Genomic DNA, 21630 nt, shown 5'->3' with positions numbered 1-21630 from the left:
ATGCTGAAGTATTATTTATCCGTTTACTGTTTTTCATAGGTTTTAAAATGAAAAGGGACATGTAAAAGCCCCTTTTCATCAATAACCGTATATATTTATCCGTTTATTTACTAGATGCAGTCTCAGTATTTTCATCCGCAACTAAGTCGTTTCCTTTTCTTTCTCTTTCTAAAATTTCCAAAGCTTCTTCGTTTGTAACCGTGTTTTTTGGGGTCACTAAACTAACAATAATTCCAGCTGCAAACGCTCCGCCTAGTGATGGAAGGATTGGGTTTCCCCAAAACGCTTGAAGAGAGTCATTGCTTAGTACTATAAACGAGATAATAGATCCACTAATCAAGCAGGCTAACCCGCCCTGCCATGTTGCACGTGGCCAAAATTTCCCTAGGACAGAAGCTACAAATAATCCAGACATAATGGTAGAGACAAAATTGGTAATATAATCAATTATATTTGAAGCACTTAAAGTGAAAAGTAGAGCCAGTCCTAAGGTAAATACTAACGCAATCCTAGAGTAAGTCACCATTTTTTCCTTATTCAATGTCTTACCTGTAAACACCTGATAAATGTCTGTAACTAGAATGGTAACTGCTGCAATGAAATCTGAACTTCCAGAGGACATTGTAGCACTTAGTCCGGCGGTCAGGATTATCGCACCAATCCCTACCGGAAAGACTTCAGTTGCTAGGTAAGGGAATGCAAAACCAGGCTCCAATTCAGGGTTCATGAAATGAGTAGCCATTCCCACTATAGATGGAAATAAAGAAAAGGCCGCAAAAAGGATAGCCGATAGTAAAAGTGCCTTTTTAAGAGTGAACGTATTTTTACTTGAGTAGATTCTATGGCGGAATGAAGGCGCTGCCAAAACACCAATCGCTATAACTACTATGAGAGAAATAGCAGGAATGACTCCCATCTTATCTATTCCAATAAATGATACCATATCGTTAGGTAATTCCTGAGACAAGGTTTTGTACCCGCCTATTTTAACTAAAGAAAGAACAGTTAACATAATAAAACCTAAAAATAAAATAATCCCTTGAATGGTATCTGTATAAACCACAGCTAAATACCCACCAATGAAAGTATAAACGGCGAATCCGAGTGCGGTTATGATTTTCGCAGTGAGAAGATCAAATCCTGTAATCCAGGATAAATACAAACTCCCACCCATGATGTGTGCACCAAGCCATCCAATAGAAGCTAGATATAACAGAACTGATGTCAATCCCCTGACTAATTTGCTTGCACCGAAGTAAAAACTCAATTCTTCAGAATACGTTGTAAAATTATATTTTCTAACATTTGCAAACAATAATAGTAAAGCAAAAATTCCAATAGAGCCGCCTAATCCATATAAAGCTCCCGCCCATCCATTTGTATAGGCAAATCCAACTGCTCCCATACTTGAACCTGTACCAACCAATGTTGCTAAGGTTGTACCAATTAATAACGGTAAGGGTAACCCTCTTCCCCCCATCAGAAAGTCTTCACCATTTTTTACTTTTCTTGAAGTCCAGATACCGACTAAGATCATTACTATGGTAATCCCTATAAACACAGATAAATAGATTAGTCTATTCTCAACCATGATTATCCCCCTTTAGTCTACGTGCTTTTTCCCAAACACACCTATATTAAAAGTCTAAAACGATAATTTATTTTTAATTAAACGCTTTCATGAATCCGTAAAGGAAGTCGTCTTATTACTTCCTTTTACCACCTTAAACATCATAATTCACGATATAATTCTGCATTTCTGTGTTATAGTACCCTTCACTATATTCAATAATATCTTCATGCTCATCATAAGAATAACGTGATCTCTTTAATACCGGCGTTCCTTCTTTGAGACGTAATGCCTCTCCCACACTAGGAGGAGCAACGACAGCGGCAAATTCATCACGAAACTCTTCTAGAGAAATATCCTGCTCTTCGATTAAGCGATACAAAGAATGAGCCTCTAAATCCGACAGTTCCATATTTTCCATACGTGTAGACAAATAATGAGTATAGTGGATATAAGGGATCTCATTATAGTGATACAATCGCTCTATTCGGAGACAGCGCTCCCCGAATAATCGATACACTTCTGATCCCTCTTTATTAGATACGATATCTGCTTGTACCAATTGCTTTTGGATTTTGTGACCTTCACTTACTAAAATTTCTGTAAACCGTTTCCCTTTGGAGAGTCTGGAAGCAGCAGCATTTCGAATAACTCTCGTTCCTTTACCACTCTTCTTTTCAAGATATCCTTCCTGGGCAAGTTCTTTAATAGCATTGCGAACCGTTATCTTACTGACATCAAACTCATTCTCAAGTTGTGGCTCTGACGGGATATTTTCACCAATTTTGTACACCCCGTGCAGAATACGGTCCTTTAATATATTCTTTATTTGTAAATATAATGGTCCCTTTTTTTTCGATATGGTCATGTTCCATTCACTACCTTTCCATATCACCCACTGATTTAGACATCGCTAAAAGCACTTCACTCTGTGATGCCATGGGTGTATCGCCTACAATAGTATGGGCTAACATTCCTGCTGATGCAGCAAAATGAACTGTTTCATCAGGCGAAAAGCCTTCTAGCTCACCATGAATAATACCACTTGTGTAGGCATCTCCAGCACCAATTCTATCATAGACAGGAAACGTGAGTGTCTCTGAGAATGTGAATGTTTGATTTTTAAAAAGAAAGCCAGATAATGAATGCGTATTGTTACGGTTGATCGACCGATGTGTACCTGCCACAACGGAGATGTCATAATTTTTGGCCACCTCTGGAATCAGTTCCATCAGCTGTTCTTGAGGGCTTTCCTTTTCTGTTTTCATTCCCAGGGTGTATATTGCGTCCTTTTCGTTCATCATGACGTAATCTGCTAAATGAAGCATTTCTTCATAATGTGGTTTTGCTTTTTCATATCCGTCCTCACCCCAAAGCGCAGGACGGTAGTTACAATCAAAAACAACGGTTCCCCCATTAGCTTTAACAGCTTTAGCAAAATTTTTCATATGGGTTCGGACAGACTCGTTCATCGCAAGTGTAATGCCACAAAAATGGACAACATCCATTTTTTTTGAGATCTCTAAGAAATCATACGTTCCTTCTGCAGCTCGATTGAAGCTACTCTCCAATCGATTAGAATAAGTAACACGACTAGGACGTGAACCAAATCCATTTTCCAAAAAATACATCCCCATGTAATTCCCACTACGTTGAACAAATGATTCGGTTATCCCTAATTTTCTTAGATACGAGACAGCAGCGTCTCCAACAGCATTAGCTGGTATTTGAGAAACGAGATATCCGATATGTCCAAAGCGTGCTAAAGCTGAAAGTACATTCACTCCCGTACCAGAAAAGGAATAGTTTAATGTGTTAGCTTGTGACAAAAGCTCATATCCTGGTACTTGCAGACGCATCATAACTTCTCCAAACGCCGCAATCTTATTAACCATAGTAATCAACAAGTTTCTTTATGATTTGAAGTAAATCACGTACATCCTCGGAGTTTGTTTTGCCAGTCTCCTTATCGATAATAGATGAATATACGTGAGGAATAACTTTTGGTACATTAGCTTCTAAAGAAATACGTAAGATGGCTTCAAAGTTATCTTTGCTAATTCCACCTGTTGGTTCTAAGGCAAATCCTTCTTCCCCACACGCTTTAGCAACGGCACGGTACTCATCTTCATACGATAGCCCTTTCATTGGGAAGTACTTTAAAGCATCTCCCCCCATATCACGTACAAGTGCGATTGCTGTTTTAATTGGTACAATTGCATGCTCACTATGAGCAGCACTAATTGGTCCTGTTGAGATATTGACATACCCTGTACGTCCTGTCGGCGATACCAAACTATTAATCCACCCTGTTCTTTCGTTAAGGTTTGCACGTGTTGCACCTACAGATGGAAACACTTGGTTAATGTGACTTCCAGCATAATAACTGGCAATCTCTGCTACTACTGCAGCCTGCCGATTGTCTCCAGCTCCAAGTCCTATAGAAACCGCTTCCTCAATTACTGCGCCATATTCTTTCATAGCTACCACAGCTTCTTCTACAGTTGCGTAGTTTTTTGAAAGAACACCGACCAAAACATGACCTTCTGCCGCTTTAAATACTTCTTTGGCATTTTCTACACTATTTGCTAAAACATTAAGTGCCACACGGTTTTTGTAAAAACGATCTGTAATGTTTTTCATATTATTCTTCTCCTACTATTTCTTGAATTCTTGTTGCAATGACATGAATATCATCACGCTGCAAAGGTCGCGGGTCGATATCGAAATAGCCTTGCCTTACACCATAATCACGTGTGTATATGGCAACTTCCCCCTCGCGCAGGGCTGTCACAACATCTTGAGCTGTTGTTCCAGCTTCTATTGGATCGATTTGAATACGCGCCCGGAAGATTGCTCGTCCAGCCTCATCCTGAACAATTTTGATATGAATACCATTCCGTTCATTTAAATGCAATAACGCATCTAGTGTTGCTTTTTGGTCTTCACTGTTATTCTCTTTGGCTCCATATTCGTCAAGTGCTTGAAGTAATCCAAAAGTCGTTTCTTTTCCAACCTTCATACTTCTCCCAATACAATGGAATTGTACTTTGACCCATTCAATATACTTTCGTTTTCCCCCTACGATACCGGACGTGGGCCCCTCAATTGCCTTTGAACCACTATAGATGGCAAGATCTGAGTAATTCACATACTTTTGAATGTCTTCTTCTGCTGCAGCATCAACAATTAGCGGAACACCATTACGTTGTGCAACCTCCCAAGCTTCTTCTACAGAGATCATATTTTTTTGAACGGCATGATGTGATTTCACATAAAAAATTGCTGCTGTATTTTCACTAATAGCATCTTCGATATGATGTGCTTTGCCTTCATTGGCATACCCTGCTTCAACCAGGTTTCCACCACCTAGATAGATCATTGTTTCAACAGGTGCCCCATATTGGACGTTGTGACCTTTTAGCATGATAATTTCATTCTTTGCGATATCTTCTTGATGCAGACGTTCACTTTTACGCTGATTTCCTTGTGTTACTAGTGCCGCAACCGATAGCGCAATACCGCTTGAAGCCGAATTGACAATCACCGCTGCCTCCGAACCTAGTAAACGTGCAACATAATCTCCTGATTTATCTACCAAATCAGCAATTTCTACATAATTTTGGCCCCCCTGTTTCATCGCATCCATAACGGTGTCAGTTGGAGCTGATACCCCAAGGATGCTCATACGCCCACTAGCATTAATGACGCGTTTAAGTCCATATCTAGCATTCAATGTACTCCCCATTAACTACCACTCCTTTTGCTTCTATTTTTCTATCGGCTACACACCTGTACCCAACGGAGTCTTCGAGTGTCACTCTACCATGTTTAACGTCAAAAATCGTTAAGTTGGCAAGATCATCCGTTTTTATTCGACCAAGCTCCGGTTTATCAAGCCATTTCGCTGCATGTGTTGTAACTGAGGCAATAACGTTCTCCAATGAATATCCCAAATGGAGGAATTTTGAAAGCACATTCCCCATACTATAAACTGGCCCGTTTATCCGATTTCCACGGTATATATCTGTGCTGATGGTATCAAACCTAATATTATATTTTTTCGCATCTTCTGCTACTTTAAATGAATAGCTTGAAGTACCATGGCCAACATCTAAATGGACACCACGTTCAATAGCGTCTATTAACACTTGAAGTGGCTTACCATCCCTATCAAAAAGGTTATTCTCTTTTCCATTAAGATAATGTGTAATAACATCTCTTTTCTCTAACAGAGGTATAACTTCTTCGACATTAGGTGGTCCAGATCCAATGTGTACCATTAACGGAAGAGAAGTTTGCTTAGCAATTTCTCTCGCAACTCGTAACGGCTTAATCCCATTGTCACCAACGACGCTTTTACTCATTCGCACCTTTAATCCAACAATGACGTCATGATATTTATTCACTGTTTGGACAGCCTTGTCTTTTTCTAGCCATTCTAATTTAGATAATTCATCCACTCTTTCCAAGCCAATTTTAGACACATTCAAAAATGCGTACAGGTTTGTTTTTGACCGATCTCTACTTTCAACAAGCTCTGCAAAACGATCCGCTCCGCAGCTTCCAGCATCGACGATTGTTGTCACACCTTGCTTGACTCCTATTTCATCAGCTTCATCACCATACGGATCAAATTCAGGAAATGCATGAACGTGCAAGTCGATCCAGCCACTGGATACATAAGCACCTGAACATTCTATTATAGTTCCTTCACCATTTCCTGCCTCGGTTATTTCTGCAATTTTCCCTCCTTTGATCACAATATCGACCATTTCTCCACTCACACGCTTTACATTGCGTAACACATACCGTTCATTCATTGCCTTCACCTTTCCCAAATCCTATTTGAATGTGCTTTGAAAAGTTTCTAAATTTCCATTGGGTGATTATTAAAAAACTCAAAATCAATTATAACGTTATAATGTTATGGTACCACATAAAATTTTGATAGTAAATGAAAACATTATAATGTTATGTTGTTTTGGGTTAATACTTTAATTTTCAGCCTATAATTAAACGAAGAAAATACGTTCAACCTTGATTAAAATGCACAAAAATACTAATTGGTAATAAAGGTTGTTACTTTTCCCTTTTTTCTTTCTTTCTTTATTAAGTGAGACGAGAAAGGAAAGCGATGAATCAGAAGGGGAGTACAAGATCCGCAAAATTAAAAATCGTTTTAAATTTTCGTCATAAAATTTAAAAGGAGGAAAAATATGATTCAAGAAAGCCAATTACTAAAACAGTCAGAATATGATGATTATAAGGAGGTGTTTAAAAACAGTAAAATATTAAGGGAAATAGAAGTTGAACGAGGTATTAATATAGCAAAAGAAACACACATACACAATACCAAGATGGCAATTATTACAACTAAAGATGATAATGGCGAACAATTTGATCAATTAACTATTAAATATTTGTATTATGGAGAGAACTTGCAAGTCTTACTAGAAGAGCTAAGGAATAAAAAAGGTGGAACTCAATTAATCGAAAAGCTTTGGGAATATAAAGAAGAAGCAAATCAATTTTTACACAAAAAACTTGTGAATGGAAGAATCGTTTATACTACTATGATAGAGGAAGGCTATACAAAACCCAATGAACTCCCAGAACTTAAAGGGATTAATAATAATGAAAAAGATTCTGTACAAACCTCAGGCATTGAAGACTTACACTCATGTACAGCTTCTGGAAGTTGCTGTAAATTTGGATCTACTGAATACAACCACTGCGGTAAATACTGTGGAGATCGAATCTGCGGGGGGAGGAAGCCATATTAATTCAGTTGATGGATGCTGCGAAGAACACGATGATTGCCTAAGATATAACAACAATCCTTGCCCCTGCCATGAAGATCTTTTAAACTGTTACGGAAGATATTCTGTACCAGGAGATACTATAATGGGATTAGGTATTAGATATCAGGCTAACGTTCGAGATGATTGTGATATTCCATTATAACAAGAATATTAATGATTACTAAGTGCCACTTTCTTTAAAGTGGCACTTTTCATTTACATATTTTGAATATTATAGTAAAATCCAAGATGTCGAGTAAATTTCTGTTAGGAGGTTTGTAAATGGAGAAAAAAACCACTTTATTGAGTTGGTTATCTCTCATTTTTAGCATTGTACCAATATTCATTTTCACAGCAATGCTCGGAGGTAGTAACTTTTCCGAGATTGAATTATTTTCTCCTTTAATAGTTGCTTTAATCTTAGCTGTTTTGTGCTTAATAAAGAAAAATGAGAAGAATCTCTTACCCATTATTTCCTTGATAGTAAGTGTAGGAAGTGGATCATTCATGTTATTAATAATAACCGTTTCTCAAATGGGGCAACCTTCATAGAGTTGTTTTAGGTTACATTGATTTGAAGTGGGCGTGACATCCTCATTTTTTTGAATTAACTTGTTTTTTTTTAAGCGTAGCGCTATCACTAACCGCGCACACAAATCTCCTTTTGTTCCTCATATTAATCACCAATCCGTAAAAATTACTTTATTTACTTATAGGATAGTAACAATCCCCCCCAATAAGAGATAATCATACATGTATTATATTGTCTGCTTGTTCATTCCAAGACACAAATGATAAATATATAACCTTTTTGTCTAACCTCTATTTGCTACTCTTATTAAGCATAATAATTACCATAGTATATTTGAAGTACGCCAACATAGATTAACTAGAAAAATAACCATCCAACTCCAACTCCTTTGAATTATATCAAAAAGAAGTCACCAATAATGAAATATACAGTTAACAAAAATGACAAATAATTATATCTATAAAGATTGGACGGTACTTTAAGATAAATCTTTATGCGAAATCCCATAGCTTATCTATTTCCATCATAAATTCATTCGTTTCAATGGACTGTATGAATCCGCTCCCATCACTTATAGAGCCTCTTTTTATTATTTTGAAAAAAGCCACTCGAAATTTATGAGAACATTAAAATTTATATATTTTAAATAAGAGTTGTATTTTCTCCCGTTTTTTCTTCTTTATAAACTGAAGACCATATAAAGGAGGGAAATTATCGTTTCAACCGAGAACAAACTAGTCTATAACATTTAAAAATAATAAGGAGGAATATCAATGTTAGTAAAATCTTATTTAGCAAACTCTTCATTCACAAAACTTGTAACGGCAATAGGTTTTAGTCTGCTTATTCTATTATCCTTTAACACTGTTACTGAAGCAGCAGAACATCTAGGCAACGCAGAATCTTACTTAGGGGTTATGATTTAGAATCTGTTTCTAGCGATAAAGTAATTTATAGCGATCGTGTAGAAGCAAACTATACAGATATGGTTATGAGAGTTAAAACGTCCAATCATGACTTTCCTGCAGTATGGGGCGTTCAACATAGAATTAATGGACAATGGGAACATTACTTTACTGCAGGTGAGGTTAAAGACTCCGCATCTGTCAACAAACATTCTTTTTTTTCACTTCCGGGAAGGGAATATAGAATTTTTATGCGTTACACCTATAATGGTGTTTTGGGATCAAGTAGTGGTTATTTTACTGTCGCAACAGAATAAAAACAAAAAAGTTGATTTAAGTTAAACCAAATCTCTTAATAATAGATTTTCAACCAATAAATTAAATGGGAGTTAGGATCGGTCGCACTTAATTGGACAAGTTAATTAAGTGTAACCGATCCATTTTATGGTTTGCGAATGGTTACTCGAATCAAGGACCAATATGAAATCTTTAGTCTCACCAATACAGATAAACAGATTTATTCTGTAGTGACAGTAAATATGTGAGAATAGTTCTTTATGTGTGCTGTTTCAACTTTTAAGAGAATTACTCTCCTACCATTCCATCACCATCTCGATCGTCCATATATTTATAAAGCCAGTGGTCGTCCTGGATCGGCATACTGAAACCCGCATCTCTTGCTTCTTGTATCGTTACTTGTCCATTGCCATTAGCATCCACACTGGAAACGTCGCCTTCTTCATCGGAACTAGATGAATCTGAATTAGAAACATCCTCACTACCTGTTAAACCTAGTGACTCATTGACTTCGTAAGGATTGACATTTTCAAACGTATCTACTACCTCATTGCCATTTATCGTGTACATATACTGATACGATGAAGGGATCTGAGTTTCTATGTCAGCATAAGAAATAATACCTTCAAAATTCGTTGCGCCACCTGCTTCTTCTGGTGCCGGCTCCTCGACATCCGCCGCGGTATCTTCTTCCTCGTATATTTTAATATTATTTATGTTAGATTTATAAGTATATATAATAGTAGAAACTCGTCTCACAAAAATTTATCTACGGTTTTATCGGACACGTTTAAATAATGTTCCGCAAGTGTTTGTGTGGAACTGTGCCCCGTTTGCTTCGTGATCGTGAGCAAGTCAGCCCTTTTTTCATGCATCGACGACACCTGGGTTTTTCTTAAATTATACGCCGTAAGCCCAATCGTACGGTGCAAGAACTTCCGGTACGCTTCCGTAGAGACCTGCGTGCTTTCGTATTTTCCGTTTTTATAGACGCGCCCTACCAAATAATCGTCGCCTTTTAAACGGTATGCCGCTTGATAATCTTTGACGGCTTTCACCGTGATCGGGTTCAATCGTTTTTCAAACCAGTTCTTTTGCTTTTGAATATAAATCGCCACTGCATTTCCCTCTAAGTCAAAATCTTGCAACTTCATCGCAACCATTTCGCTTGGCCTGCTGGCCGTCACGAGATTGACCAGGCAAATGGCTTTTTCTCGGACGGGTAAGGTATGGATAAACTGCAGCAAGCCCTCCTGCTCTACCCGTTGTTTGCCTTTAATACGCGTTAAGTCTTTATTTTCGATGTCGTCATACAAACTACGAATATAAGAAACATCGCGCAAAATCTTTTGTTCTGACGCGAAATCAATGTCCTGCTGAACGGTCAGGTATCGCTTGAGTGCGGACAAGCGTTTCTCCCAGGTGTTCTTTTTCACGCGCTGATCCACGACCGATTGATACAAATAATCAAGCATCGATTCCAGACCTTCTTCTTGAGAGGTTCTCGTACAATAATTCTGATATTAGACAATGTCACTTTGATAACCGGTGCTTATTTTCCTGGATCGCTCCTGGATAAAATTTTCTCGCTCTGTATATCGCTTTCGATTACGGAAATGATTCACAGGTAAAACATCTGCCATTTTTTGTCACCTCGCTTTTTGGTTTTTATTTTCATGTTTTGTTAAGTGTGAATTTTGTATTTTATTACCAATAATAGAACATCCATCTATTGGCATTTTATACCATTGTTAATTATTGGATAGTAAAGCATGTTTTATTTTCTGTAATCATTATACCACTTTTGGATGCGTGAAATTTTAAATAAAGCTTGCGCGCAACTATATTCATAACAAAATAGCAAGAATCTCTGAAAAGGTTTGTTATTTTTATAGTTATGGCTTCTTTTCTATATTGTGGACGAATTGCTGGCCAGCAATGAAAAAAGTTTACATCACTAAGGAGGAGTATTAATGGATACAGTAAAAAGTAGATTTGTAACTTTGGAACAAGCTGAGAATGTGGTAGGAGATCTGAGACAAAGTGACCTAGTTAAAGGAAAAATTGGTGAGGGTAGTAAACCATCACCTACAACTGCAGTTTCCGAGTTCTTTGTAGAAGGAGAGCTATACTTCAGATTAGTAACAACATATTACTATGTTAATAAGAAATTACAGTTGCTAGTAGCAGAAACCAAAGATCATAATAATAATACTCTGGAATTCACCGAAAAGTTATGGGAATATGACTCTAAAATTGATCTATATAATCATGAAAAACATATAAATAATGAGCTAACTTTTCGAGAATTACAAAAAGAAGGTTATGGTAAACCAAACGATATTGCTGAATTCACAGATGCCAACCGTACTGATGGAGATATAGAAGCACAAGATGACGGTAATGCAGCAGCAGCTTGCTTTCTTGAGAACCCTCCATCTGGTATAGAACCTTGTTGCTTATTCTCAGGAATTACCTATAACTATTGCGGTGCATATTGCGGTGTTCTTCAAAGTGCAGGAGGGGAAAGACCTGTAAATAACTGTGATTATTGTTGCTATGATCATGATAATTGTCTGTTGAGCAATTCTGATCCTTGTCCTTGTCATGAAGACCTTCTCAATTGTTTAGGAAATCATTCTTGTCCGGGTGATACAACAATGGGGATTGGGATTAGGGTTAGAGCCACATCGGATGGTTGTTACTTTTAAAAAAATAACTTGATTCATTAATTTAGACCAGAAAGCTTGGACTTTCTGGTCTTTTAGTTTCTACCGCCTCATCTCATTCATTATTAAAATAAGAATCACTAACAATGCATTTCTATCTGACAAAAATGCTTACATTGCTCAAGAATTATACTGTGAATAACTGCCACTTAGTTGAAAAGTTTATCCTGAACAATATGGAAAATCATCCTGTTGGACCACTCATTTGGGACATTAATAAGGCAAAAATGAAAAATGCTCCACTTCCTATTGAGATTATTATTGCTAAAGTCGCAAGGGAATTTCTTTCCGTATTTTTAGAAATAGCTATAAAACCAAAAATCAAGGATAGAATGATGGACAATGAAACAAGAAAATAACCGAAATAAGGATGGATTCTTATTATTCCATACATCAATGCAAATAAAAACGGCATTGAAAATATACTTAAAATTAATGACCAGTAGCTTAACCAAGAGAACTTTTTCAAATTAATCACTCCTTAAAATATTTAGCTGTTCTACAAGTTTTACTATTTTCTTTTTCCTTTCTTCATTACAAATCGTATACAAATAACCCTTATACGATCGTGTTTATTATTGTTACGACTAATTCTTAATAATTAATTAACTCGGGAAACCATAAAAGTATGAAACAAACAATGAAACATAAACCTAAAATAATCATCGTATACCTTTTTATCTTTTTATCGAGCGAATCAATATTATATTTGTACAAAACAGGTATTAATACCACACCTATAATAGAAGCAAGCACGATACCAAAACCAATAATGCCATAGGTCATCCCTTCCCAACCATTATCTGTGCTTAGTAACCCATACCCAGTACAAAGGATCGCTAACAAAAAGACGATGATCGGGGTATAAATAAAAAATTTGTTTTATTGATTTTCAGATAACTGTAAAACAAAACATTTAACCCCAGAAAAAAACCAAACAAAATATAAACGAACAACATATACGTACCCTCCTTATATGAAATAGGAAATAAAATAACTACCAAACAAAAGAACGCCAACGTCAAACACTAAAAAGCCCGCAAAGATTTTGGGTTTTAAAAAAATAAACGTGAGTAACAACAGAAAAATGGCAGACGGAAGATAAAATATCGTAAAGCTCGCTTGTAAGACATCTTCAAATAAAGAAGGATACGTTTCGAAAGAATTTCCATAGACGATATACAAAAGAACACCAATCCTTACAAGTATCGTAAAGACCAATACCCCTATATTTAATTTTCTTAAACTTTTCAAAGGCGTAATATGGGCCTTACTCGAACTGTTATCAATAGTTGGTATTTCGTTTTTTTTAATGTCTGCGCGTAAATGACGGCATTCCTCACAAGTATTCACATGGTCATGAATAATACATTTTGCGGTTTCATCTACCTCTTCCTCCATAAATAGTAATTCTTGAACAAGGGTATGAATTTTTTCTTCATCGTTCATTTTTTCACCTCGATTTTTACCAGTCGCTTTTTGATACGAAACACTTTTGATTTAAGGTTTGGTGTCGTTAAATTGAAAAGGTGTTCCATTTCTAAATAACTATAATATTCTTTCGCCAATATAATCGCCTTGTCAATCGGATCTAATGTATTCAATAATGTCTCTAATTGATGGTTCACTAATACTTCTTTTTCTGTCGATGTTGGTTCTATAAGTAATTGCTCGATTAATTCTTCATCGTTTAATAAAACGGGTTTCTTTTTTTTGTAATAATCGAGGAATGCATTTTTAGCACATGTGAGCAACCAGCTTCTGGTATACGTCACCTTAAACATATTTTCAGGGTTAAATAGAATACGAGTGAATAGATCTTGAAGAATATCTTCAGCCTCATTTTCATTTTTGGTTAAACCTATAAGAAAATTCCGTAAAAACAACTTAGCCATCGTACATCTTGTACGATATGTAGGGGTTCGCCCGAAAGAGATCGCTCTGCTGAACATAAACAACGTAAACTTGGCGCAATCCCTGATCGAAATAAAAGGAGAGGGTTCTCGTAGAACCTATAGGTTACCCAAGAGTCATATGACTTATATCCGTGACTATTTAAAAACGATTGATCCTCTTAAAAAGCCAACATGGAAATCCGATCAACCATTGTTTGTTGCCTTTAATAACCAGAGTAAGGATTATCAGTATGATTATAGAAATGATCAACCTAAGCGCCTATCGGCAAGAAGCATACAAAAAATGATTAAAGATGAAGTGCAGCTGGCGGGACTTCGGAAACTGTCAGCAAAGCATTTGCGAAATAGCTGTATCCTCGACCATATTCAAAGAGGTCGATCAGAGAAGGAGATCTTGGCGCATTTTCATTTAACGCACCGGTATTCGTTACGCCGATATAAACAGTATGCGATGGTATTAGAAGATTAAAAAAAACAGAACGCTTACAAACCGTGTCATCACGGCAATTTATTTAGAAAAACAAAAGAAATGAACGGGAATATATGGTATAATAGAAGACAGGTACTCATTCGACAACTTGTACCAGACGAATAGGGTGGTTGGTGTTATCCCCGAAGGGGTGATGCCATGACGACGTTCCAGGCTTTAACACTCATGATCTCGTTTTCCACGATGATCATTGCGCTAATTGCTGTCGTTGTCGCTATTTTAAACGCAAAAAAATAGCCCCCTATTCTGACCAAATGGGTAAGGGCTATTTTCTGGTAATACACTAGATAACGCCAATCCCCTATTCAAAGGATGAGTATCTAGGGACCGCAGCTGTAACTGCGGTCTTTTTTAATATGTCTTTTCTTATTACTTAGTATACCACATTTTCACGAAAAAGAAACCCGTTATTTATCACGCGCAGATAACGCCCGGTATTCATCGATGTGTTTCGCATGATGATATAATAGTGGCTTGAGGTCTTTTGCTAGATGAGAATAAGCCGTTTTACCACGATAATAATTTTATTTTTGCAACTAATGAAGGTTATCCAAAAACATTAAAGTCTATCTCTATTAGGTTGCAACGTTTGCTTAAGAAAACTAAGATTAAAAAACATATTACACCTCATTCTTTTAGGCATACTCACACCTCTTTACTTATTGAAGCTAACGTACACATTAAAGAGATACAAGAACGACTAGGACATGCTGATATTAACACTACAATGGACATATACGCTCATATGACAAAGAACATTAAAAAAGAGGCCTCCAATAAGTTTAGTAACTTAATGAAAGACCTCTCTCATAATATTATTAAGTGAAACATGAACAAAAGCATGAACATGAACAAGAATGAACGCTTATAAACGTTGTTTTATCAATGTTTATAAGTTGTTTTTACATCATGCCGCCCATACCAGGCATTCCGCCACCCATTCCACTCATATCAGGGGCACCGCCGCCTTCTTCTGGAATGTCAGCTACTACTGCTTCTGTTGTTAAGAACATAGCAGATACAGATGCTGCATTTTGAAGAGCTGAGCGAGTTACTTTTGTTGGGTCAACGATACCAGCGTCGATCATGTTTACCCATTCGCCAGTTGCTGCGTTGAAGCCGATGCCGACTTTCTCGCCTTTCAGACGTTCTACAATGATAGAACCTTCTAAACCAGCGTTCTCTGCGATTTGACGTACTGGTGCTTCTAGTGCGCGAAGTACGATGCTTACACCAGTAGCTTCGTCACCTGTAAGGCTAAGTTCAGAGACTTTATTGTATACGTTAAGCAGTGCCGTACCACCACCAGAAACGATACCTTCTTGAACTGCTGCACGAGTAGAGTTCAATGCATCTTCAATACGAAGTTTACGTTCTTTTAATTCTGTTTCAGTTGCAGCACCGACTTTAACTACTGCTACACCGCCGCCTAATTTAGCAAGGCGTTCTTGTAATTTTTCTTTATCGAATTCAGAAGTTGTTTCTTCAATTTGTGCACGGATTTGTGCGACACGGGAAGAAATTTGTTCTGGGTCTCCAGCACCTTCTACAACGGTAGTGTTTTCTTTCGTTACCACTACTTTAGAAGCGCGACCTAATTGTTCGATACCAGTGTTCTTAAGATCTAAACCAAGATCTTCTGTGATTACTTCTGCACCTGTTAACGTTGCAATATCTTCTAGCATTGCTTTACGACGATCACCGAATCCAGGAGCTTTTACAGCTACTGCATTAAATGTACCGCGAAGTTTGTTTACTACTAATGTAGCAAGTGCTTCGCCTTCTACATCTTCAGCAATTAAAAGAAGTGGTTTACCTTGTTGTACGACTTGCTCAAGTACAGGTAATACTTCTTGGATATTATTGATTTTCTTATCTGTAATTAAGATATACGGATCTTCAAGTTCTGCTTCCATTTTGTCCTGGTCTGTAACCATGTATGGAGAAGCATAACCACGATCGAATTGCATACCTTCCACTACTTCTAATTCTGTGTTGAAGCCTTTAGATTCTTCGATTGTGATAACACCATCGTTACCTACACGTTCCATTGCTTCAGCGATCAGTTGACCTACTTCTTCATCAGCAGAAGAAATAGCCGCAACCTGTGCAATCGAATCTCTTCCTTCGATTGGTTTAGAGATCTTGCGAAGCTCTTCTGTTGCGATTTCAACCGCTTTTTCGATACCACGGCGAACGCCTACCGGGTTTGCACCAGATGCAACGTTTTTTAGACCTTCCTGGATCATTGCTTGTGCAAGAACCGTTGCAGTAGTTGTACCGTCACCCGCAACATCGTTTGTTTGAGATGCTACTTCGGATACAAGCTGAGCACCCATATTCTCAAAGTTATCTTCTAATTCAATTTCTTTTGCGATAGTTACACCATCGTTCGTAATAAGTGGAGAACCGTATTTTTTATCTAAAACAACGTTACGACCTTTTGGTCCAAGTGTTACTTTTACTGCATTTGCAAGTGTATCTACCCCTCGAAGCATTGCGCGACGTGCTTCTTCACTGAACTTTAATTCTTTAGCCATAATCGAAAAACCTCCCCGAAAATTTTAAAAAATGTATGTGATTTTATTGTTAATGCTCTTCGTTATCCTTAGCCGATAATTGCTAAGATGTCGCTCTCACGAAGAATTAAGTATTCTTTACCTTCATATTTCACTTCAGTGCCAGCAAATTTAGAGAAAATAATCGTATTGCCTTGTTCTACTTCAAGGGCAATTTTTTCTCCGTTATCTGTTACACGACCAGAACCAACAGCTACAACTTTACCTTCTTGTGGTTTTTCCTTCGCAGAATCTGGAAGAACAATTCCACTTGCTGTTTTTTCCTCTTGCTCTACAAGCTCAATAATGACACGATCACCTAATGGTTTAAGCATCTTTTCGTTACCTCCTTGAATTTCACATTCAATAATTTGTCGATTATTAGCACTCTAATACAGGGAGTGCTAACACAATTCTTATAATAATGAATACAAGCATTTTTTGCAAGTATTTTACTAACGATTAATGAATTTTTTTCGCTGTTCTAACTCACACTTCTATATGTAGACGAACTATTTCAATTTTATTCTAAATTTATGTTAAAATACGTATCATGATAGAAAAAGAAAATTAAGGAGTCGTTATACGTTGCCAAAAAAATATATATATTTGATTGTCACCTATGTTGCCATGCAGTTTTCCATTTTTTTAGCGTTACCTTTTAGAGATTTAATCACTGATATGGAAACTTTCTCTACATGGTGGTCCGTAATCACATTTGCATTGGCGTTAGTTGTTTCATTCATTATATTAAAAGGTGAAATGAAAGAATTCTTCGACCTGGAACATAAAAGAATAGGAAATATTATTCTATGGTCAATACTCGGTTTCTTTCTCGTCATGATTGGACAATATGCATCCATCCTGATCGAAACATTCGTATTCGGAATTAAACCTGGGTCAGAAAATACGATGGATTTGATGAATGTAGCTCGACAAATGCCGATCTTCATTATCATCATTTCAGTATTAGGTCCAATATTAGAAGAGTTAGTTTTTCGAAAGGCTATCTTCGGGTCACTGTATAAAAAAATGAATTTCTTTTTTGCAGCGATTATTTCAGGTCTGATCTTTGCTGCTGTACACATGGATTTCAGCCATTTACTAACCTACACAGCCATCGGGATGATCTTTGCCTTTTTATATGTGGAAACAAAACGAATTATTGTACCGATTATTGCACACATGTCGATTAATACATTCGCTGTAATCGGACAACTTTCATTAGATTCAGAACAGATCGAACAACAAATGAAGCAATTAGAGGAACTAATGACGATTATTATTGGAGGATAATAGGATTATGCGTATATCACCTTTGCGTTCTGCCTTCTTTTATATTGTACTGTCTGTATTGTTTATTTACATCGCAGTACAATCGGCAGAAGACACAGTATTTAACTTTATCACCATCTTTTTAGCGACCTTTGCGACGATCGATATCGTGGTTGCCATACGGCTTGTGAACCTGCACTTTCGTATAAAAAAAGCGAATGATAAAAAGAAAAAATAACCATCCTTCATTACGAGGATGGTTATTTTTTATCATTCATCATTATCATCATTCAATGGATAATGCTTCATGAAATAAACAAGGGATTGCAGTTCCACTGCCAAATCAATATGATGAACACGGATGCTGTCGGGCACGGTAATTCGAGCCGGTGTAAAGTTAAGAATGCCACTGATGCCAGCATCGACGAGCCGATCCGTAATATTTTGTGCTTCTGACACAGGTACGGTTAGAATAGCTACCGAGATCTTATCCAAATAGTCTTCAAGTTCATCAATGTGATGGACCTGAACATCACCAATCGTACTTCCTACTTTTTGTTTGTCTGCATCAAAAGCCATTTCGATTTTCGTATTGTTGTTTTTGGTAAAATTATAATTCAAAAAAGCGGTTCCTAAATTACCTACCCCAATCAATGCTACAGGTGTATTCTCATCCTGGTCCAATGTCTTACGAAAGAATCCGAGCAAATATTCCACATTATAGCCGTAACCTTTTTTTCCAAGTGCACCAAAATAGGAGAAATCCCTTCGAATCGTTGCGGAGTCTACTTTTATTGCTTCACTTAGCTCCCTGGATGAAACTCGTGATTTCCCTTGAATATGCAAATTGTTCAAAAATCGATAATATAAAGGTAAACGTTTAGCTGTTGCCTGTGGTATTTTGTGTTGATTCGACATCATTCATTCCCCTTACTTTTAATCGCTTTCTAACTTGTGAAGGATTTTACTTACTTTTATTCTAACAGATATATCCACAAATGTCGTGAAATTATTCACTTAACACATATTGATTGCACAAAATGTTGAAATGAATAACAGCCGCTTGCAGTGCTATCTGCTTTTAGATACACTTAATACATTAGAGGTGAACCAGATGATTTATTTACAAGTAAACAATTTAACTAAAAGATTCGGTGCAGAACTGATCTTATCCAATATTAAACTAGAAATTAAAAGCAATGAACGTATTGCAATCGTCGGTCGGAATGGTGCCGGTAAATCGACACTGCTCAACATTATTTCCGGTCAACTGAGCTACGACGAGGGAGAAATTCATAAACCAAAGGAAGTATCGTTAGGATATCTTGCCCAGCATTCCGGTTTAGATTCTGATGAAACCATTTGGCAGGAAATGCTGAAGATCTTTGAACATTTTCAAAAAGATGAACAAGCGCTACGTAAGATGGAAGAGCAGATGGGTGATCCTGATTTGCTTGCAGACCACGATCGTTATCAGCAGTTACTTGCCAAATATGATCAGAAACAAGAACAATTTAAATTAGATGGTGGCTATCAGTATGAAGCAGACGTCAAAGCGGTCTTAAATGGTCTTGCTTTCCCGGAATCGATGTGGGATACGCCAATTGCTACTTTAAGTGGAGGTCAGAAAACCAGATTAGCACTAGGAAAGCTACTTTTAACAAAACCAGATATCCTGATTTTGGATGAACCGACCAACCACCTGGATATCGAAACACTTACCTGGCTCGAAGGCTATTTAAACAGCTATTCCGGTGCAGTTGTGATTGTTTCTCACGACCGCTACTTTTTAGATAAAACCGTGAATATTGTCTATGAAATTTCTCGTCATCATTCCAGTAAATTTCATGGCAACTACAGTAAATATCTAGAACAAAAAGCTGCCAACTATGAACGTGATCTGAAACAATATGAAAAACAACAGACAGAAATCAAGAGAATGGAAGACTTCATTCAAAAAAATATTGTACGTGCCTCGACTACCAAGCGAGCTCAGAGCAGAAGAAAACAATTAGAGAAAATGGAAGTCATGGACAAGCCCGCAGGTGACGAAAGTTCCGCTAAATTCAGCTTTTCCGTAGACAGAAGAAGTGGCAATGACGTGTTGAAAATTAATGATTTAGCCTTTCGCTATCACACCGCTTCTTCTGATACATTTTCCAATTTACGGTTGCACATTGAACGTGGCGACAGTGTCGCGCTTGTTGGACCAAATGGGGTAGGGAAGTCGACATTGCTAAAAACAATAATCGGTCAATTAGATCCTGCATCAGGAGAAATCCAACTCGGTGCTAATGTCCAAATTGGCTATTATGATCAGGAACAAACACAATTAAATACGAAGAAGACCGTTTTACAAGAATTATGGGATGACTATCCTTCTATGGATGAGAAGGATATCCGCACAATTTTGGGTAACTTCTTATTCTCCGGCGATGATGTCTTGCGTAACGTATCTGCCTTAAGTGGTGGAGAAAAAGCAAGACTGGCTCTTGCGAAGCTTATGATGGAGAAATCAAATTTCTTATTACTGGATGAACCGACCAACCATTTGGATTTGGATAGTAAAGAAGTGTTAGAATCTGCTTTAATCGATTATCCTGGTTCCATTCTTTTTGTGTCGCATGATCGTTACTTTATCAACAAGCTCGCGACCCATGTATTAGAAATGCAGCCTGATAAGACAACACTCTATATTGGAGACTATGACTACTATGTGGAAAAAAAGCAAGAAGAACAGGAGCTTGCTGCTTTAATAGAAGCTGAACAAGCAAAGACAGTAAAAAAGACAACAGCGAAATCTGATTTCGAACAAGAAAAACAACTAAAAAAAGAACAACGAAAAAGGGATCGCCGCATCACAGAGATAGAAAATGAGATTGAATCATTAGAACTTGAAATGGAAGAAATTCATCAGCAATTATCCGATCCTGAAGTATTTCAAGACCATGAAAAAACACTGGAATTGTCGAATCAAGAGAAAGCAGCACAAGCAAAAGTGGATAATTTAATGGAAGAATGGGAATCATTACACGAATAGTCGAAAAGGACAAATTGCCTTGTGGGTAATTTGTCCTTTTTATTTATGATCCTTTCCACTTTATACACAGAGTTATCCACTTATTCACCCCTACTAATTCAGTTATTAAGATAATTGTCCACATTATCCACAATTATAATGATATTTATCCACATTTTTTCATGCGCTTTAATTCTTGATATGACAACGTTCTTTAATTTATTCACATTATTGCTCATTTGCTTGTGGATAATGTCGAAAAGCTAAAAAAATGAAAGATTTGATCCTATAATAACTAAGGCTGTATGGCAAGATGGTCATTTTGATATTTTTTATCTGCTTAGCAAAGTTTCGGAAATAGGCTCCACGTCCTGTGGGCACGGAGCTGTATTCTTGCACATTAAATTTCTCCATATGGATACTTGGTTAGTAATCATATTAGAGAAGAGTCCAACTTCATGTTCAATTTGATTACTGCTGTGATTGCATTTATTTATTTTCTTACTAAATAAAAAGGAAAGCCTGAAGCTTATTA

The 21630-nt window shown here is 37.1% G+C and carries 23 protein-coding genes and 2 pseudogenes; 10 read left to right on the top strand and 15 right to left on the bottom strand.

The window, feature by feature from the left end:
- Positions 1-103: 103 nt before the first annotated feature.
- From MUN87_RS16805 to MUN87_RS16780, 6 genes are all read right to left on the bottom strand, one after another.
- Positions 104-1591 carry a sodium:solute symporter family protein gene (locus MUN87_RS16805; protein WP_244741931.1) on the bottom strand — a complete coding sequence of 496 codons (1488 nt, stop codon included), beginning with the start codon at positions 1589-1591 and terminating at the stop codon, positions 104-106.
- Positions 1592-1724: 133 nt separating this feature from the next.
- A complete protein-coding gene (locus MUN87_RS16800; RefSeq protein WP_244741929.1) occupies positions 1725-2438 on the bottom strand; it encodes a GntR family transcriptional regulator in 714 nt (237 codons plus the stop codon).
- Between the two features lie 10 nt (positions 2439-2448).
- Positions 2449-3465 carry a sugar kinase gene (locus tag MUN87_RS16795; RefSeq protein WP_244741926.1) on the bottom strand — a complete coding sequence of 339 codons (1017 nt, stop codon included), beginning with the start codon at positions 3463-3465 and terminating at the stop codon, positions 2449-2451.
- A complete protein-coding gene (gene dagF, locus MUN87_RS16790; protein ID WP_244741925.1) occupies positions 3458-4213 on the bottom strand; it encodes a 2-dehydro-3-deoxy-phosphogluconate aldolase in 756 nt (251 codons plus the stop codon). The genes MUN87_RS16795 and dagF overlap by 8 nt, the downstream gene beginning before the upstream one ends.
- A gap of 1 nt (position 4214) precedes the next feature.
- Positions 4215-5318, bottom strand: coding sequence for a DgaE family pyridoxal phosphate-dependent ammonia lyase (locus MUN87_RS16785; protein ID WP_244741922.1), 1104 nt, complete (start codon positions 5316-5318; stop codon positions 4215-4217).
- Positions 5296-6393, bottom strand: coding sequence for an amidohydrolase/deacetylase family metallohydrolase (locus MUN87_RS16780; RefSeq protein WP_244747995.1), 1098 nt, complete (start codon positions 6391-6393; stop codon positions 5296-5298). Before MUN87_RS16780 ends, MUN87_RS16785 begins: the two co-directional genes overlap by 23 nt.
- Before the next feature lie 396 nt (positions 6394-6789).
- Here MUN87_RS16780 and MUN87_RS16775 point away from each other — a divergent pair, with 396 nt between their 5' ends.
- From MUN87_RS16775 to MUN87_RS16765, 3 genes are all read left to right on the top strand, one after another.
- On the top strand, positions 6790-7356 hold the full coding sequence (locus tag MUN87_RS16775; protein WP_244741920.1) for a hypothetical protein: 567 nt from the start codon (positions 6790-6792) through the stop codon (positions 7354-7356).
- 300 nt (positions 7357-7656) lie between these two features.
- Entirely contained in the window at positions 7657-7926 is a 270-nt protein-coding gene (locus MUN87_RS16770) for a hypothetical protein (RefSeq protein WP_244741917.1), read from the top strand.
- A gap of 753 nt (positions 7927-8679) precedes the next feature.
- Entirely contained in the window at positions 8680-8832 is a 153-nt protein-coding gene (locus tag MUN87_RS16765; protein ID WP_244741916.1) for a hypothetical protein, read from the top strand.
- Positions 8833-9396: 564 nt separating this feature from the next.
- On the opposite strand, the pseudogene MUN87_RS16760 reads toward MUN87_RS16765, so the two are convergent.
- Positions 9397-9774: pseudogene (locus MUN87_RS16760) on the bottom strand (DNA/RNA non-specific endonuclease); the annotation flags it as partial.
- A gap of 89 nt (positions 9775-9863) precedes the next feature.
- Entirely contained in the window at positions 9864-10583 is a 720-nt protein-coding gene (locus tag MUN87_RS16755) for a tyrosine-type recombinase/integrase (RefSeq protein WP_244741913.1), read from the bottom strand.
- A 498-nt stretch (positions 10584-11081) separates the two neighbouring features.
- Here MUN87_RS16755 and MUN87_RS16750 point away from each other — a divergent pair, with 498 nt between their 5' ends.
- Positions 11082-11819 (top strand): phospholipase A2 family protein, encoded by a 738-nt coding sequence (locus MUN87_RS16750; protein ID WP_244741911.1) that lies wholly within the window; start codon positions 11082-11084, stop codon positions 11817-11819.
- Positions 11820-12021: 202 nt separating this feature from the next.
- Here the strand turns inward: MUN87_RS16750 and MUN87_RS16745 are convergent, their stop codons facing one another.
- The 4 genes from MUN87_RS16745 to MUN87_RS16730 all read right to left on the bottom strand — a co-directional run bounded on the left by MUN87_RS16745 (position 12022) and on the right by MUN87_RS16730 (position 13732).
- Positions 12022-12306 carry a hypothetical protein gene (locus MUN87_RS16745; RefSeq protein ID WP_244741908.1) on the bottom strand — a complete coding sequence of 95 codons (285 nt, stop codon included), beginning with the start codon at positions 12304-12306 and terminating at the stop codon, positions 12022-12024.
- Positions 12307-12431: 125 nt separating this feature from the next.
- Positions 12432-12683, bottom strand: a complete 252-nt coding sequence (locus tag MUN87_RS16740) for a hypothetical protein (protein ID WP_500796461.1) — start codon at positions 12681-12683, stop codon at positions 12432-12434.
- A gap of 126 nt (positions 12684-12809) precedes the next feature.
- The gene (locus MUN87_RS16735) at positions 12810-13286 is read right to left on the bottom strand and encodes a hypothetical protein (RefSeq protein WP_244741904.1); all 477 of its coding nucleotides are present in this window, start codon (positions 13284-13286) and stop codon (positions 12810-12812) included.
- Complete coding sequence (locus tag MUN87_RS16730; RefSeq protein WP_244741901.1) at positions 13283-13732, bottom strand: RNA polymerase sigma factor; 450 nt, start codon at positions 13730-13732, stop codon at positions 13283-13285. Before MUN87_RS16730 ends, MUN87_RS16735 begins: the two co-directional genes overlap by 4 nt.
- Between MUN87_RS16730 and MUN87_RS16725 the strand changes: the two genes are divergently transcribed.
- The 3 genes and pseudogenes from MUN87_RS16725 to MUN87_RS16715 form a co-directional block, all read left to right on the top strand.
- Positions 13689-14222, top strand: coding sequence for a tyrosine-type recombinase/integrase (locus MUN87_RS16725; RefSeq protein ID WP_244741900.1), 534 nt, complete (start codon positions 13689-13691; stop codon positions 14220-14222). The two genes, MUN87_RS16730 and MUN87_RS16725, sit on opposite strands and share 44 nt — an antisense overlap.
- Before the next feature lie 159 nt (positions 14223-14381).
- The gene (locus MUN87_RS16720) at positions 14382-14480 is read left to right on the top strand and encodes a putative holin-like toxin (RefSeq protein ID WP_244741897.1); all 99 of its coding nucleotides are present in this window, start codon (positions 14382-14384) and stop codon (positions 14478-14480) included.
- A 262-nt stretch (positions 14481-14742) separates the two neighbouring features.
- Positions 14743-15069 (top strand): annotated as a pseudogene (locus MUN87_RS16715) (tyrosine-type recombinase/integrase); the annotation flags it as partial.
- Positions 15070-15145: 76 nt separating this feature from the next.
- Here MUN87_RS16715 and groL read toward each other — a convergent pair.
- Positions 15146-16783, bottom strand: a complete 1638-nt coding sequence (gene groL, locus MUN87_RS16710; RefSeq protein ID WP_244741895.1) for a chaperonin GroEL — start codon at positions 16781-16783, stop codon at positions 15146-15148.
- Between the two features lie 68 nt (positions 16784-16851).
- Complete coding sequence (gene groES / locus MUN87_RS16705) at positions 16852-17136, bottom strand: co-chaperone GroES (protein ID WP_244741892.1); 285 nt, start codon at positions 17134-17136, stop codon at positions 16852-16854.
- A gap of 253 nt (positions 17137-17389) precedes the next feature.
- Between groES and MUN87_RS16700 the strand changes: the two genes are divergently transcribed.
- Together MUN87_RS16700 and MUN87_RS16695 are read left to right on the top strand one after the other, a co-directional pair.
- Complete coding sequence (locus MUN87_RS16700) at positions 17390-18097, top strand: CPBP family intramembrane glutamic endopeptidase (RefSeq protein WP_244741889.1); 708 nt, start codon at positions 17390-17392, stop codon at positions 18095-18097.
- A 7-nt stretch (positions 18098-18104) separates the two neighbouring features.
- Positions 18105-18314 carry a DUF4305 domain-containing protein gene (locus MUN87_RS16695; RefSeq protein ID WP_244741886.1) on the top strand — a complete coding sequence of 70 codons (210 nt, stop codon included), beginning with the start codon at positions 18105-18107 and terminating at the stop codon, positions 18312-18314.
- Positions 18315-18346: 32 nt separating this feature from the next.
- On the opposite strand, the gene MUN87_RS16690 is transcribed toward MUN87_RS16695, so the two are convergent.
- On the bottom strand, positions 18347-18997 hold the full coding sequence (locus tag MUN87_RS16690) for a redox-sensing transcriptional repressor Rex (protein WP_244741884.1): 651 nt from the start codon (positions 18995-18997) through the stop codon (positions 18347-18349).
- 193 nt (positions 18998-19190) lie between these two features.
- On the opposite strand from MUN87_RS16690, the gene abc-f reads away from it, so the two are divergent.
- The gene (gene abc-f, locus MUN87_RS16685; RefSeq protein WP_244741881.1) at positions 19191-21116 is read left to right on the top strand and encodes a ribosomal protection-like ABC-F family protein; all 1926 of its coding nucleotides are present in this window, start codon (positions 19191-19193) and stop codon (positions 21114-21116) included.
- Positions 21117-21630: the final 514 nt, after the last annotated feature.

The organism is Gracilibacillus salinarum (assembly GCF_022919575.1).
GTDB classification, from domain to species: Bacteria; Bacillota; Bacilli; order Bacillales; family Amphibacillaceae; genus Gracilibacillus; species Gracilibacillus salinarum.
The sequence above is the reverse complement of the archived record's forward strand: the minus strand, read 5'-3'. Positions and strand labels throughout refer to the sequence as shown.

Excerpts from the sequence above, each read along its gene's own strand:
- MUN87_RS16805 (WP_244741931.1), bottom strand. The coding sequence starts at position 1,591 with ATGGTTGAGAATAGACTAATCTATTTATCTGTGTTTATAGGGATTACC.
- MUN87_RS16800 (WP_244741929.1), bottom strand. The coding sequence starts at position 2,438 with ATGACCATATCGAAAAAAAAGGGACCATTATATTTACAAATAAAGAAT.
- MUN87_RS16795 (WP_244741926.1), bottom strand. The coding sequence starts at position 3,465 with ATGGTTAATAAGATTGCGGCGTTTGGAGAAGTTATGATGCGTCTGCAA.
- dagF (WP_244741925.1), bottom strand. The coding sequence starts at position 4,213 with ATGAAAAACATTACAGATCGTTTTTACAAAAACCGTGTGGCACTTAAT.
- MUN87_RS16785 (WP_244741922.1), bottom strand. The coding sequence starts at position 5,318 with ATGGGGAGTACATTGAATGCTAGATATGGACTTAAACGCGTCATTAAT.
- MUN87_RS16780 (WP_244747995.1), bottom strand. The coding sequence starts at position 6,393 with ATGAATGAACGGTATGTGTTACGCAATGTAAAGCGTGTGAGTGGAGAA.
- MUN87_RS16775 (WP_244741920.1), top strand. The coding sequence starts at position 6,790 with ATGATTCAAGAAAGCCAATTACTAAAACAGTCAGAATATGATGATTAT.
- MUN87_RS16770 (WP_244741917.1), top strand. The coding sequence starts at position 7,657 with ATGGAGAAAAAAACCACTTTATTGAGTTGGTTATCTCTCATTTTTAGC.
- MUN87_RS16765 (WP_244741916.1), top strand. The coding sequence starts at position 8,680 with ATGTTAGTAAAATCTTATTTAGCAAACTCTTCATTCACAAAACTTGTA.
- MUN87_RS16755 (WP_244741913.1), bottom strand. The coding sequence starts at position 10,583 with ATGCTTGATTATTTGTATCAATCGGTCGTGGATCAGCGCGTGAAAAAG.
- MUN87_RS16750 (WP_244741911.1), top strand. The coding sequence starts at position 11,082 with ATGGATACAGTAAAAAGTAGATTTGTAACTTTGGAACAAGCTGAGAAT.
- MUN87_RS16735 (WP_244741904.1), bottom strand. The coding sequence starts at position 13,286 with ATGAACGATGAAGAAAAAATTCATACCCTTGTTCAAGAATTACTATTT.
- MUN87_RS16730 (WP_244741901.1), bottom strand. The coding sequence starts at position 13,732 with ATGGCTAAGTTGTTTTTACGGAATTTTCTTATAGGTTTAACCAAAAAT.
- MUN87_RS16720 (WP_244741897.1), top strand. The coding sequence starts at position 14,382 with ATGACGACGTTCCAGGCTTTAACACTCATGATCTCGTTTTCCACGATG.
- groL (WP_244741895.1), bottom strand. The coding sequence starts at position 16,783 with ATGGCTAAAGAATTAAAGTTCAGTGAAGAAGCACGTCGCGCAATGCTT.
- groES (WP_244741892.1), bottom strand. The coding sequence starts at position 17,136 with ATGCTTAAACCATTAGGTGATCGTGTCATTATTGAGCTTGTAGAGCAA.
- MUN87_RS16695 (WP_244741886.1), top strand. The coding sequence starts at position 18,105 with ATGCGTATATCACCTTTGCGTTCTGCCTTCTTTTATATTGTACTGTCT.
- MUN87_RS16690 (WP_244741884.1), bottom strand. The coding sequence starts at position 18,997 with ATGATGTCGAATCAACACAAAATACCACAGGCAACAGCTAAACGTTTA.
- abc-f (WP_244741881.1), top strand. The coding sequence starts at position 19,191 with ATGATTTATTTACAAGTAAACAATTTAACTAAAAGATTCGGTGCAGAA.